Below are 11609 nucleotides of genomic sequence, written 5' to 3'. Positions count from 1 at the left end.
TCGGCCGGGCTTGGCTACTCTGTGGGGCATGAAGAAATCATTCCTTATCCCCTTCTTTTCCCTTGCCCTCTTTACCACTGGCTGCGGCGGCAGCGACGACACCGCCACCACCATCTCCACGGTGAAGGAAACCGTGACGGAGACTGCCTCCGAGACCAGCACCACCGAAACAAGCACCGAGGAATCGACCACGGAAGAAACCACGACCGAAACTCCGCAGGAGCGCGAGCCACGCACGCAGACTCCGGAGCCGGCGACGAATAACCAGCAGCAGGCCAATACCGCGGGGTACCAGTGCGCGGACGGCACCTGGGTGGAGTTTGCCGGACTGTGCAAGGAATCCAATAACCAGCCACCGGTCCAGCCGGCGCCACAGCAACAGGCACCACAGCAGGGCCAAGCCAATAACGGCGGCCCGAGCGCGGATTGCCCGGCCTACCTGTGCGGCTATGGCAATGACGCCAATGGCAACCGGAATAAGAGCTCCGGAGAAATCCAGACCCAATATGGCTGCGAACAGGGCTACATCACGGATCCGCAGGTCTGCGGCGCGGTGGGGCGCTAGACCGTTTCCCGCTAGGCCTCCGCGAACTAGGCCGCCGCACCCAAACCCACAGCCCTAGTCGCGGGAGTTATAACGCTTCATGAGGCGGTCAATGAGCTCATCGGTAAGCTTGTCATCTTCCAAGATGGTATCCAGCAGGCGCTGGGATTCTTCGTGGGAGGCCTGCTCTTCCGCCTCGTAGGAGTCACCGATAAGGTCCACGCCGAAGTCGATGTTCTCGGACTCGGTGGCCTGGGCGCTGAGCTGATCGACGTCCGATTCAAACGACTCCATAAACTCGCTGGCCTCCGCGGCCGCTTCCTTGCGCCGCTTGCCGGAGCGCACTTCCTTCTCAATGCGGCGCTGCAGCGCGGCCTCCATCTGACGATGGCGCCAGGAGCGCACGCGGTGCGGCTCTAGGCGACGCCCCACCGCACGGCTCTTATTCTCGGCCTTCTTGGCCAGCACCTTTACCTGCGCCGCGGTGTCATTAAGTGGCGCCCATTCCTGGTAGGCCGGCACGCGCCAGCCGGCCCAAATGCCCAGCAGCGCCAAGAAGATGGAGACCAGCGGTCCGATGATCATGCCCACGGCCATCATGTCATAGTGGTGGCCCACCAAGACGATGATTGCGCAGGCCACGGCTGGGATGACCGTCGGCTGGTTATCGCCAAAGACGCTAGGCTCGCGCCCCATGACGATGTCACGAATCATGGATCCGCCGGTGGCGGTAAACACGCCCATCATGATGCACGGGATAAGCGGCAGCCCATAGGTAATTGCCTTAACTGCGCCGGTGGCGGCCCAGAGGCCGGACACGACGGCGTCGCCATGCGCTTGCAGATAATCCCAGGTCTTGCCCTTGAAGTAGACAAAGCGGGCAATGAGCGCACCAGCAAAGGCCAGGTAGAGGTACTCCGGCTGGCTCATGGCCGCCACGGTGCCGCGGTTAATGAGGACGTCGCGCACCATGCCGCCGCCCAGGGAAGAGAACATCGCGATGAAGAAAAAGCCGATGATGTCATAGCCGCGCTTGCGCGCCATAGTGCCGCCGATGATTCCCATCAGCAGCACGCCGCTGATATCGGACCAGCGGTAGAGAGATTCAATGAGCGGATCTACTTCAACCATATGGTTATTAGACTTCACCGCCCGCCACCGCGCAATTAGCACACCCATATGCGCAGCCAGGCACCACAGAAGGCGCCGGCATTGCTTGCCGACGCCTCCTCCTCACCGTGGGGCCAGCGGGGCTCGAACCCGCGACCAACGGATTATGAGTCCGTAGCTCTAACCGACTGAGCTATAGCCCCACGCAGATTTCCCGCCCACTTGGGCGATTATCTGCCCTCAAAAGATTAGTCAAAGAGTGGCCAAAGACCAATTTGCCCCCTTCGCTATTGAGTATTTGTACGCTTCCTACCCCCTGAGGGTAGAAATTATTTATGCGCAAACTACTCTCTTCTCTCATTGTCGTCTCTGCACTCACACTTACTTCCTGCTCAGATAGCAGCAGCGACAAACCAAAGGAAGACGGCTCCATTAATTCCACGTCCGATGCTCAGGCCGATGCGAAGTCCGTAAATGGAACGTGGAAGCAAGAGGACAGCGCTTCTGAAGATGGCTGGATGGAGGCCAGCATCACCGATGACGTCATCACCATCGAATGGGTCATGGGCAACGGCGAAAATCGCATGATCTACTGGATTGGCACCTTTGACGCTCAAGCCGCTGCCTCCGGTGAGACCGTTAGCTCAAACCGCGATACCGTTGCCACCGCCTCGGAGTGGATGGCCGCTTTGTCCGATAAGAAAGATTTCTCTATCGAAGACGACACCTTAACTTTCCAGGTCGCGATTGAAGATAAGGAATTCACCACACACATGAAAAAGGTGAAGGATGATCCGACAACCGTAAAAGAGCTAAAGAGTACAGATTTTAGCCAATCCTTTAAAGACGGAGTCCTGGATGTTCCAGCCGCCAAGTTCGAAATTACCGACCACCGTGTTGTTAAACCTGGTGAGCCCGGCAACGAATTAGGTGAAAAGCCACTTCTCGTCTTTCACTATGACGTAACGAATAAAACGGATGAGACCCTAACCACCACCGACTTCGTCGTGTACTTCACCGCCATCCAAGACAATGATCCGAATAAGGTAAACGAGCTAGATCTCGGTTCCTATCTTGATCCTGAAACTTCCGATACTCAGCTTGAACAGATTAAAAAGGGAGGAACTGTCGCCGGAACAATATCCTACGAGCTCGATGATTTAACCACGCCTGTGGACCTTGTCGCCTCTAAGTCCTTCAGCCAAGACGAAATCGGCCGCCAGACTTTCGAGCTCAATTAACTCCCCGTACACAACGCGAGTCACTCTCCCGTTCTAGCTACTGCAGAAAGCGAAGCCCGCTGAAATACAAAGCCCGAAGTGAAATCGAGCCATTTTCGAGCCCCGGCTCTGTCTGGCCACACATGGCCGTTACTCTGCAGCAAACTCAGCAGTTTCCACAGTCCAATGGAGCACCCTAGGACTGTTCCACTCCTTCCCCTATGCAAACGTTACCCCTGCTTTTACCTCCGGTTTCTCCACGGAATAGAATCGTTAGTGACATTAACCCCGATGTCACTATTTCTGTGATGGGAGATACATATGGCGACACTAGATTCCCTCCTGGTGCCCGGCGCGGTAGAGCTGCACGGCGCCGCCAAGGACTGGCGAGAAACTATCCGGCTTGCAGGATCGTTGCTCGAAGATGCAGGCACGATCACCGCAGACTACACAGAAGCAATGGTGCGCTCTGTGGAAGAGACGGGCCCCTACATTGTTGTGGCCCCAGGCTTTGCCTTCGCGCACGCACGCCCTTCGGAGTCGGTAAAGGAAACCTCGCTGTCATGGGCACGGCTGAATAAGCCGGTGAAATTCGGCCACGAGTCCAATGATCCCGTAGACCTAGTCGTAGCTTTTGCCGCGCGCAATGACTCCGAGCATTTACAGGCCATGAAGCAGCTAGCAAAGTTGCTAGCTACAAAGCGAGATGAGCTCAATCGCGTGGACTCTGAAGAGGAGCTCCGTGCGGTTCTCAAAGCAGCGGCTTCGAGTAAGAAGCGCGCGTCTTCCGCAGCACCGACCGAACTGGCAGCCCGCCCTGCGAAACAAAAATCCGCGGATTCCATCGCCTCCAAAGGCAAGATCCTCACGGTATGCGGCAACGGCCTGGGCACATCTTTGTTCCTTAAAAATACCCTGGAGCAGGTGCTCGATGAATGGGGCTGGGGGCCATACCTGACCGTGGAAGCTACCGACACCATCTCCGCCAAGGGTCGTGCGAGCGAGGCGGATTTCCTGCTCACCTCCGGCGAAATCGCAGCAACGCTTGGCGACGTCGGCGTTCCCGTCTACGTCATTCAAGACTTCACCTCTATGTCTGAAATCGATGGGGCTCTGCGCGAGCTCTATGACATCTAAGGAGCATCCTCATGGATTTTCTTCTTGCTATAGCAAACTTCCTTGTCAATGAGATCCTCTCCGTACCGGCATTCCTCATCGGCATCATCACCGCGGTCGGCTTGGCCGCGATGGGGCGCGGCACCGGCAAAACCATTGGCGGCGCCATCAAGGCCACGCTTGGGTTCTTGCTCATCGGTGCCGGCGCCGGTCTCGTCACCGATTCGCTGGAGCCGCTCGGCGCCATGATTACGGGCGCTACCGGCGCGCAAGGCGTGGTTCCCACCAATGAGGCAATCGTAGGCATTGCCCAAGACCAGTTCGGCAGCCAGGTCGCCTGGATTATGATCCTCGGCTTTGTGGTCTCCCTACTCCTCGCCCGCTTCACGCCCATGAGCTACGTATTCCTCACCGGCCACCACGTCCTATTCATGGCCACGCTTCTCACTATGGTGCTCGCCCCTGCCGGGTACTCGTCCTGGATCGTCATCGCCTTTGGCGCGGCCCTGCTCGGCATTCTCATGGTCTCGCTGCCGGCTATCGCGCACCCGTTTACCCGCCGGATTACCGGCGATGACTCCGTTGCCATCGGACACTTCGGCACTATGGGGTACTTGGCTGCGGGCGGCGTCGGCAAGCTGGTGGGCGGCAAGGGAAAGAAGATGTCGCCCTCTACTGAAGACCTAAAGCTACCGGAAGGCCTGCGCTTTTTGCGCGATTCTATGGTGGCAACCGCGCTCTCCATGGCGCTGATGTACGTTGTGCTCGCCGTGCTATTCATTGCCCGCGCCGGTTCGGAGGAAGCCTTTACCGCCTTCCCTGATGGTGCCACCAATGTGGGCAATTTCTTGATGCAGTCCGTCACCCAAGGCCTCCAGTTCGGCGTGGCTGTGGCCGTTATCCTCTTTGGCGTACGCACCATTTTGGGCGAGCTCGTGCCCGCGTTCCAGGGCATTGCGGCCAAGGTCGTGCCCGGCGCGATTCCCGCACTGGATGCGCCCATCGTCTTCCCCTATGCCCAGAATGCAGTCCTCATCGGCTTCATCTCTTCCTTCGTGGGCGGACTGGTGGGCCTTGCCGTGCTTTCCACCTGGCTCAACCCAGCCTTTGGCGTGGCCCTGATTCTGCCGGGCCTCGTGCCACACTTCTTTACCGGCGGCGCGGCCGGCGTCTACGGCAATGCCACCGGTGGACGCCGCGGCGCGGCACTCGGCGCCTTTGTCAACGGCCTCATCATTACCTTCCTGCCGGCATTCCTCCTCAGCGTCCTGGGCTCCTTCGGCTCGGCGAATACCACTTTCGGCGATGCTGACTTTGGCTGGCTCGGCCTGCTGCTGGGTTGGTCCATCCACGCCGATGGCGCTCTGGGGCTTTTCTTCATTGCCCTTATCGCGCTGGCCATCTTGGCCTTGGGCTGGGTATGCCAGCGCACGCTTGTCGACGCCCACTGGGACCCCTCCCCGCACCGTCCTTCCCCTACTAGCACCGCCGGTACCACCGAGGGCGCAACCGCGGCTGCCACTTCTTCCGGCACCGCCAAGAAGTATCCCAAGGTGCTACCACCTGAGGGCGCGCCGGTTCCACCCACCCGCGTAGACCACTAGCCCCGCGCCACACCCCAAAGGGCGCTACAGTATCCCCTATGCAGCGCCCTTCCTTATTCCCCTTAGCGTCCATCCTTCTCGCCGCTGGCCTCACCGTAAGCGCCTGCGGCTCCGGCTCCGATTCCGATAACAACTCCGCGCCGGCGAATGAGCCGGCCTTCTCCACCGCACAGGACAATAGCTCCGCTGCGGGCAAAGCCGAAAAAGAATCCAGCCCGGAAAAGGAAACGAAACAACGCCGCACCGAGACAGTCACCAAACAGGCCGAACCGGAGCAGCCCGCACCGCCGGCCGGCGGCAACCACAACATCAACGCGGGCCAGATTGGCGGCTACTGCGGCACATCCTCGTCTGGCGATTCCATCGACGCCGGCGACCTGACCTCCTGCGAATTCGCCGCCGCGGTCTTCGACGCCGCGATGCAGGCTAGCTACACCATGCGTTCGAAAGATCCCACGGTGACGGCGGTATACCACGCAGATATCACCGCCAGCAGCCCGGTGACCAAGCAGTCCTATAACCTGGATTGCCGCATGGGCAGCGACCAGCGTGTGCTCACCTGCGAAAAGCCCGGCGATAGAACGGTGAGTGCCTCGTTTGAAACCGCGGATAGGAGCGTGTGGACCAAGCGCGTGGCCACCACGAACTAAAGAAGAGTTGACGGTTCAGTCGAATCACGTCTTCCACCGGAAGGCAGTACTCATTCATCGGGTTGCAAGAATCTCAAGAGCGCCCTTCCAGCGTTCTACTGAAGCTTGCAAGCGCTGCTGCAGGTCACTGCCGGAAAGATGCTGCACCGAAAGCATAGGCCGCGTCGGCCCCTCAGCTCCACGTGCTTCCTGCAAGGCATAGTATTTTTTCATTTCCAGCTGCGAAATCGGCTCGTTAGCATTCGCCTCGGGGCCCATCTGACCACGAGCGACAATCCATGGACGTTCCGAGTGCGTAAGTTCAATCAGTTCGTTGGATGTCTTATCACCATAAAAGGCAATCACAGCATCGATGATCTTTTCGGCTTCCTCCCCTATAGCCTCTACATCAGCTCCCGGTAACACCGTGGAGGATTTCTCGGAGCGTTGATATTTATTCTCGCGATAGAGGTCGGGTTCAACCGGACCGTCCTTCCACGCCTGAAATTCATTCGAGACAAGAGGTCGCCCGTACCAGCCCAGGCTCCACGCTTGGCAGTAATACGTAAGCTTCTCCAGCTTCCACGCATCGACCCACCCCAGTTTGTTGTAGATAACCTGCGCGACGTCTATTGCTGTAGCCATGACCCCTCCTCTCATAGTGCGAAACAATTTTTACGTGTAAAGAGCCAAAATTCTTAAGCCAGTATAGCCGTCCTCATCTGCTATATGAAGGCCACACTTTAACCCACAAAGTCATCCTTCAGAAGGCCACGGCAGCTCCACGTCCACAGGCACTCCGGCTAGGATGTCCAGCGATTCCTTGAACTCGGCAAGGTCGAGGCCTACCTCCTTATAGGCCTTGGCCATGGCTTCGGGGATGCATTCGGCACGGGTGCGGAGGGAGGCGCCGTCGGCAGTCAGGGCAGCGAGGGTGCGCCGTTCATCGTCCGGGTCGCGCCAACGCTCCACATAGCCCTGCTTTTCCAAGCGCTTGAGCAGCGGCGTGAGCGTGCCACTATCCAGGCCCAGGCGGGAGTCGATGAATTTCAGCGGCACCGGCTCATCTGCCTCCCACAGCGCCAACATGACCAGGTACTGCGGATAGGTCAGGCCGAGCTCCGCCAACAGCGGGCGGTAGGAGCGCACCACTGCCCTATTGGCGCGGTAGAGCGCAAAGCACAGCTGACTATCCAGGGCGAGGCGATCAGTGGGCGCGTCATTCATGGCCAAAAGTATAGACGTCAGCAAAACATTGCATCCGATTTAATTGTGTACAATCAAAACCGTTTCGAGCACCTACTGAAAGGAGCAATCATGGACGCCATGTACACCGCCGAGGCCCTCGCCACCGGAGCAGGCCGCAACGGCCACGCCGCCGTTAAGGGCTCGGACCTGGACTTTGCCCTGGCCATCCCCAAGGAGATGGGCGGCAGCGGCGAGGGTGCTAACCCGGAGCAGCTCTTTGCCGCCGGCTATGCCGCGTGCTTCCACTCCGCGCTGCAGGCCGTGGCGCGCAGCCAGAAGGTCGAGCTGGGAGATTCGGCCGTGGGGGCACGAGTGGGCATCGATAAGCAGGGCGAAGGCTTCCAGCTGGCAGTAGAGCTGGAGGTATCCATCCCCGCCCAGGACCGCGCCACTGCGCAGCAGCTTGCCGACGCCGCCCACCAGGTCTGCCCCTACTCCAACGCCACCCGCGGCAATATCGAGGTCACCGTCAGCGTCGTCGAAGACTAGCGTTCTTGCGTACAATCGGCGGACGTACAAAGACCCAATAGAAAAGGAGTCATCATGGACGCCGTTTACACCACCGAAGCACTCTCCACCGGCGCGGGCCGCGACGGCCGCTCTGTAGTCAAGGATTCCGATCTGGACTTCACCATGACCGCCCCAAAGGAGATGGGCGGCAGCGGTGAGGGCGCTAACCCGGAGCAGCTCTTCGCTGCCGGTTACGCCGCTTGCTACCACTCCGCGCTGAAGGCAGTGGCCAAGGACAAGGGCGTTGACGTGGAGAACTCCACCGTCGGTGCCCGCGTTTCCCTGGGCAAGAACGACGAGGGCTTCTACCTCGGCGTGGACCTCGAGGTCACCATCCCAGGCGTTGAGGACGACAAGGCACAGGAGCTTGCCGACGCCGCCCACCAGATGTGCCCTTACTCCAAGGCCACCCGCGGCAACATCGAAGTCAACGTTGGTGTTGCACAGGACTAATTCCTAGTCCTCTCCCCCCCCCCCAGGCCCACGCCGCGCTACTTTCAGCGCCGCGTGGGTCTTTTTATGCCTTGCGCAACCTCTCAGATTGGTCTTCTGCTCTGGAAGACGGCTCGGCGCGGCGGCCAGTCCAGAACTTTATTGATAAAAACGCGCCGTTTCATCAATAAGCCCGCCGTAGGGTGGAGCTAAATTATAAAAAGGCGCGTTTTTAACAAATAGAAGGAACCTCGATGGCACACTCTTATCACTCTTTAAAGTCTATTTTCCATCAGTCTTCACACGGACAATCCTCCGTCGACGAGGCTCACGCTCTTAGGCTGCAGAGTCCGAGTACAATCCGTTGGGACTATCAGGTGCGCGGAAAAGACCTCTTTGTTGTTGTTACCACTCGGCTCCACTCCTTGTGTGAACAGGTATGGCGCCGAGAAGTTATTATTTCCCGGTTATGGTCCCTGTTACCTAAAGCTGCGACGCGCCACTACATTTTTCAACTCTTGATTGAAGAAATTCAATCTTCGAACGAGATTGAAGGCGTTCATTCCACAAAGAAAGAAATCGCGGAAGCTTTATCCAAGGCGGATTCTACTTCCACCAAGCGCTTCGAGGAAATGTCAGCGCTATATTCTTCGCTTACCGGACTCGATGGAAGTGAGGTCAGCTTTCCCACTCAGCTTGAAGATATTCGCGCGCTCTACGATTCTCTCCTCAAAGGAGAAATCGATGCTGAGAATGGTATCGACGGTGAGCTGTTTCGAAATGGCGTTGTCCACATCTTTGGCGGCAGCACCCAATTCACGTCCGAGGCTCACAACGAGCAAGATATTCGAACCAGGCTCCAACAGTTCCTGGCGTGTCAAGCGTCTACTTCAAACGGCCTCATTAATGCCCTAGCAGGGCATTTTATGTTCGAGCACACGCATCCATTTTATGATGGCAATGGCCGTCTCGGCCGGTTTCTCATGGGCTTGAAGCTGCGAGAAATACTTTCTGTACCCACCGCGATGTCTCTTTCTCGAGAGCTCTCGAAAGACCGGCAAAAATACTACAAGTCCTTCACGGTCACCGAAGAGCCTCTCAATCGTGGCGAAGCAACGTTTTTTGTCATTGCGCTCCTAGAGATGTTGAGCTCGGCGCAAGAATCTCTATTAAACTCGCTTGAGCGAAAAAAGTTCGCCCTCGAGAAACTCGAAGGCCGAATTCAAGAACTGCGAAATGGGCCTGGAACTTCCAAAGAGGATCGCCGACTTAATATCCTCTTCATAATGGGACAAGCCGCGCTTTTTGGCCCTCTCTTAGGACTCGATCTCGACACTCTAGCGACCTACTTGGATAAAAGTAAGCAAACCGTCCGTGCCGATACGAAACGTCTAGTTAAGGAAGGGCTCTTGGAAGAGCGGTCACACAAGCCGCTCTCTTTTGCACTCACGGAAGAAGCCCGTGAGTTTCTAGACATTGAATAGCAACACTCGTAGTTAGAGATACTGCCCTTCTTGTCGAGTTCTCAATGCTGATAATGAGAAGGGGGCCAACCTAGCAGTCGTAGTACATCTAATCCTTAACAACTGGTACCCAACACGCCGTGCCCCTTCGCGCTGCTGTGCATTCCACTCCTGTAGTCACCGCTGCGGATCCTTATTGATAAAAACGCGGGTTTTTAGCAATAAGATCCCCAGAGTGGATGGCTATTTTATAAAATCGTCGATTTTTAATAAATAGGGTTTCTCTGTCCATATCTTAGCCCCGCTAATTCTTCCTAGTACTCTCCCCAGCGAGAAACGTGGCTATTCAGGTTCAGGTGGCATAGAGGGCGAGTGCCACGCCGCGCTTCGCGGCGGATTCCCAAGCACAGTGGACGAAATCGGCGGAGCTAGCGTCGCGGAAGAAATACGTTGCCTACAAAGCTAAGGCGCTGCTCTCCTGCGATTTATGACTCGCTAAGGTCAACCACCCTCCGCATCCCCTCCCCTGCCGAACGGTGAAATGCCTCGGGAACTTGGGAGAGGGTGATAGGGCCATCGGTGACAGATTGCCAGTCAATGCGGGAGCCGGCAAGTAAGTCGACGGCCTGCTCAAGGTGATGCGGCTCGTAGTTATGCACGCCGGTAACAGTGCGCCAGCCGCGGACAATCCATTCGGGGTCCAAGTCGATAGCAGGGCTGTCCGCAACGGAACCGGCGAGTACGGCCACGCCATTAATGTCGAGAGGCTTCAAACAGGTGATAACACCTTGGGCGAGCTGGAGAATTCCAGCGCGACGTCGAAGTTCTCAACAATATCTAAAGCGGGATCGAAGTCACTAAAACCGGAGATGCAGGCACCCAGCTGAGCAGCGTACCTGCGCCGATGAGAGTTGGGATCCGTCGCGGTGACGGCAGCGCCCGCGCGCAAAGCGGCCTCCACTGCAAGGAGACCGAGCATGCCTATGCCCACGACTAGGACCCGCTTTTCCTTCAACGAGTCCATGGAGGGACAGGCCGTATCGAGGGCAGCCATAACGGTGGCTCCGGCACAGGAGACGATTGAGGCGGGGACATCGCCAAGCGCGGCCTTCGCCCCTGTTAGGCAACGAACCCGCAGTGCTCCCGCCAAAGCACTCTCCATCGGAGCAGACCGAGGCGAGCGCGTAATAGTCAAGAATTCCGATCCAGATTTCACTATGACCAACCAAAGGACGTAGGCAGCTGCAGTGAGGGCTTCTACCTCTGCGTCAATCTCGAGGTCACCAATCCAAGCATTGGGGACGACAAGGCACAGGAGCTTGCCGACGCCGCCCACCAGATGTGCCCTTACTCCAAAGCACCCGCGGCAACATCGAGGTCAACGTTGGTGTTGCACAGGACTAATCCTGGCGTCTAGCCTCTAGCCCCTCGCTACAGCATTGCTGTGGTGAGGGGTTTCTTTTCACAATTTACTGCCAACCTTGAAATAACGGAGTCTTGAATACAGCCGACACTATCTGCGGGAAATTCAAAATCATTGGGCTTGCTTAGATAAATTAATCCGCACTTTGAGAAAGCGGAAGTATGACTGGTTTCATCATCTTTTACAAACGAAAATCAGGCGAATCCTACATCACGCAATACCCTGACTCTGCTCCGTCTTTGGCGTCGGTGAAAAATCCAATTCCCGGTACTTCATTGGAGTTGTCCACATCGTCGACGGTTCGGACGGG

General features: G+C 57.3%; 13 protein-coding genes and 1 tRNA gene. 8 read left to right on the top strand and 6 right to left on the bottom strand.

Going from position 1 to position 11609, the window contains the following annotated elements; translation table 11 throughout:
• Positions 1-28 precede the first annotated feature (28 nt).
• Complete coding sequence (locus MHK00_RS01850) at positions 29-565, top strand: hypothetical protein (RefSeq protein WP_250410181.1); 537 nt, start codon at positions 29-31, stop codon at positions 563-565.
• 54 nt (positions 566-619) lie between these two features.
• Here the strand turns inward: MHK00_RS01850 and MHK00_RS01845 are convergent, their stop codons facing one another.
• Both MHK00_RS01845 and MHK00_RS01840 read right to left on the bottom strand, forming a co-directional pair.
• A complete protein-coding gene (locus MHK00_RS01845) occupies positions 620-1675 on the bottom strand; it encodes a trimeric intracellular cation channel family protein (RefSeq protein WP_250410180.1) in 1056 nt (351 codons plus the stop codon).
• Positions 1676-1783: 108 nt separating this feature from the next.
• Positions 1784-1857: transfer RNA gene (locus MHK00_RS01840), tRNA-Ile, on the bottom strand.
• A gap of 132 nt (positions 1858-1989) precedes the next feature.
• Here MHK00_RS01840 and MHK00_RS01835 point away from each other — a divergent pair.
• The 4 genes from MHK00_RS01835 (at position 1990) to MHK00_RS01820 (ending at position 6244) form a co-directional block, all read left to right on the top strand.
• The gene (locus MHK00_RS01835; RefSeq protein WP_005324352.1) at positions 1990-2895 is read left to right on the top strand and encodes a DUF5067 domain-containing protein; all 906 of its coding nucleotides are present in this window, start codon (positions 1990-1992) and stop codon (positions 2893-2895) included.
• A 300-nt stretch (positions 2896-3195) separates the two neighbouring features.
• Positions 3196-4011, top strand: a complete 816-nt coding sequence (locus tag MHK00_RS01830) for a PTS sugar transporter subunit IIAB (RefSeq protein WP_005324350.1) — start codon at positions 3196-3198, stop codon at positions 4009-4011.
• Positions 4012-4022: 11 nt separating this feature from the next.
• Positions 4023-5594 (top strand): PTS ascorbate transporter subunit IIC, encoded by a 1572-nt coding sequence (gene ulaA, locus MHK00_RS01825; protein ID WP_250410179.1) that lies wholly within the window; start codon positions 4023-4025, stop codon positions 5592-5594.
• A gap of 38 nt (positions 5595-5632) precedes the next feature.
• A complete protein-coding gene (locus MHK00_RS01820; protein ID WP_250410178.1) occupies positions 5633-6244 on the top strand; it encodes a hypothetical protein in 612 nt (203 codons plus the stop codon).
• A gap of 54 nt (positions 6245-6298) precedes the next feature.
• Here MHK00_RS01820 and MHK00_RS01815 read toward each other — a convergent pair whose 3' ends face one another.
• Together MHK00_RS01815 and MHK00_RS01810 are read right to left on the bottom strand one after the other, a co-directional pair.
• Positions 6299-6868: a Panacea domain-containing protein gene (locus MHK00_RS01815; protein ID WP_250410177.1), complete on the bottom strand. Its 570-nt coding sequence runs from the start codon at positions 6866-6868 to the stop codon at positions 6299-6301.
• A gap of 111 nt (positions 6869-6979) precedes the next feature.
• Positions 6980-7450, bottom strand: a complete 471-nt coding sequence (locus MHK00_RS01810) for a MarR family winged helix-turn-helix transcriptional regulator (RefSeq protein ID WP_250410176.1) — start codon at positions 7448-7450, stop codon at positions 6980-6982.
• Positions 7451-7540: 90 nt separating this feature from the next.
• On the opposite strand from MHK00_RS01810, the gene MHK00_RS01805 reads away from it, so the two are divergent.
• From MHK00_RS01805 to MHK00_RS01795, 3 genes are all read left to right on the top strand, one after another.
• Entirely contained in the window at positions 7541-7960 is a 420-nt protein-coding gene (locus MHK00_RS01805) for an organic hydroperoxide resistance protein (RefSeq protein ID WP_250410175.1), read from the top strand.
• 54 nt (positions 7961-8014) lie between these two features.
• Positions 8015-8434, top strand: a complete 420-nt coding sequence (locus MHK00_RS01800) for an organic hydroperoxide resistance protein (protein WP_005328206.1) — start codon at positions 8015-8017, stop codon at positions 8432-8434.
• A 497-nt stretch (positions 8435-8931) separates the two neighbouring features.
• Positions 8932-9897 (top strand): Fic family protein, encoded by a 966-nt coding sequence (locus tag MHK00_RS01795; RefSeq protein WP_179386785.1) that lies wholly within the window; start codon positions 8932-8934, stop codon positions 9895-9897.
• A 464-nt stretch (positions 9898-10361) separates the two neighbouring features.
• Here the strand turns inward: MHK00_RS01795 and MHK00_RS01790 are convergent, their stop codons facing one another.
• Together MHK00_RS01790 and MHK00_RS11930 are read right to left on the bottom strand one after the other, a co-directional pair.
• Positions 10362-10649 carry a hypothetical protein gene (locus tag MHK00_RS01790; protein ID WP_250410174.1) on the bottom strand — a complete coding sequence of 96 codons (288 nt, stop codon included), beginning with the start codon at positions 10647-10649 and terminating at the stop codon, positions 10362-10364.
• Positions 10646-11212, bottom strand: coding sequence for an MDR/zinc-dependent alcohol dehydrogenase-like family protein (locus tag MHK00_RS11930; RefSeq protein ID WP_294166126.1), 567 nt, complete (start codon positions 11210-11212; stop codon positions 10646-10648). The genes MHK00_RS01790 and MHK00_RS11930 overlap by 4 nt, the downstream gene beginning before the upstream one ends.
• Positions 11213-11609: the final 397 nt, after the last annotated feature.

Source organism: Corynebacterium tuberculostearicum (assembly GCF_022347385.1).
In the GTDB taxonomy this organism is placed as follows: domain Bacteria; phylum Actinomycetota; class Actinomycetes; order Mycobacteriales; family Mycobacteriaceae; genus Corynebacterium; species Corynebacterium tuberculostearicum_M.
Note: the sequence above shows the minus strand (reverse complement) of the source record. Positions and strands in the feature narration are given on the sequence as shown.

What these genes read in the sequence shown, in the direction of transcription:
- MHK00_RS01800 (WP_005328206.1), top strand. Translation starts at nt 8,015, where the DNA reads ATGGACGCCGTTTACACCACCGAAGCACTCTCCACCGGCGCGGGCCGC.
- MHK00_RS01830 (WP_005324350.1), top strand. Translation starts at nt 3,196, where the DNA reads ATGGCGACACTAGATTCCCTCCTGGTGCCCGGCGCGGTAGAGCTGCAC.
- MHK00_RS01820 (WP_250410178.1), top strand. Translation starts at nt 5,633, where the DNA reads ATGCAGCGCCCTTCCTTATTCCCCTTAGCGTCCATCCTTCTCGCCGCT.
- MHK00_RS01815 (WP_250410177.1), bottom strand. Translation starts at nt 6,868, where the DNA reads ATGGCTACAGCAATAGACGTCGCGCAGGTTATCTACAACAAACTGGGG.
- ulaA (WP_250410179.1), top strand. Translation starts at nt 4,023, where the DNA reads ATGGATTTTCTTCTTGCTATAGCAAACTTCCTTGTCAATGAGATCCTC.
- MHK00_RS01835 (WP_005324352.1), top strand. Translation starts at nt 1,990, where the DNA reads ATGCGCAAACTACTCTCTTCTCTCATTGTCGTCTCTGCACTCACACTT.
- MHK00_RS01810 (WP_250410176.1), bottom strand. Translation starts at nt 7,450, where the DNA reads ATGAATGACGCGCCCACTGATCGCCTCGCCCTGGATAGTCAGCTGTGC.
- MHK00_RS01845 (WP_250410180.1), bottom strand. Translation starts at nt 1,675, where the DNA reads ATGGTTGAAGTAGATCCGCTCATTGAATCTCTCTACCGCTGGTCCGAT.
- MHK00_RS01850 (WP_250410181.1), top strand. Translation starts at nt 29, where the DNA reads ATGAAGAAATCATTCCTTATCCCCTTCTTTTCCCTTGCCCTCTTTACC.
- MHK00_RS01805 (WP_250410175.1), top strand. Translation starts at nt 7,541, where the DNA reads ATGGACGCCATGTACACCGCCGAGGCCCTCGCCACCGGAGCAGGCCGC.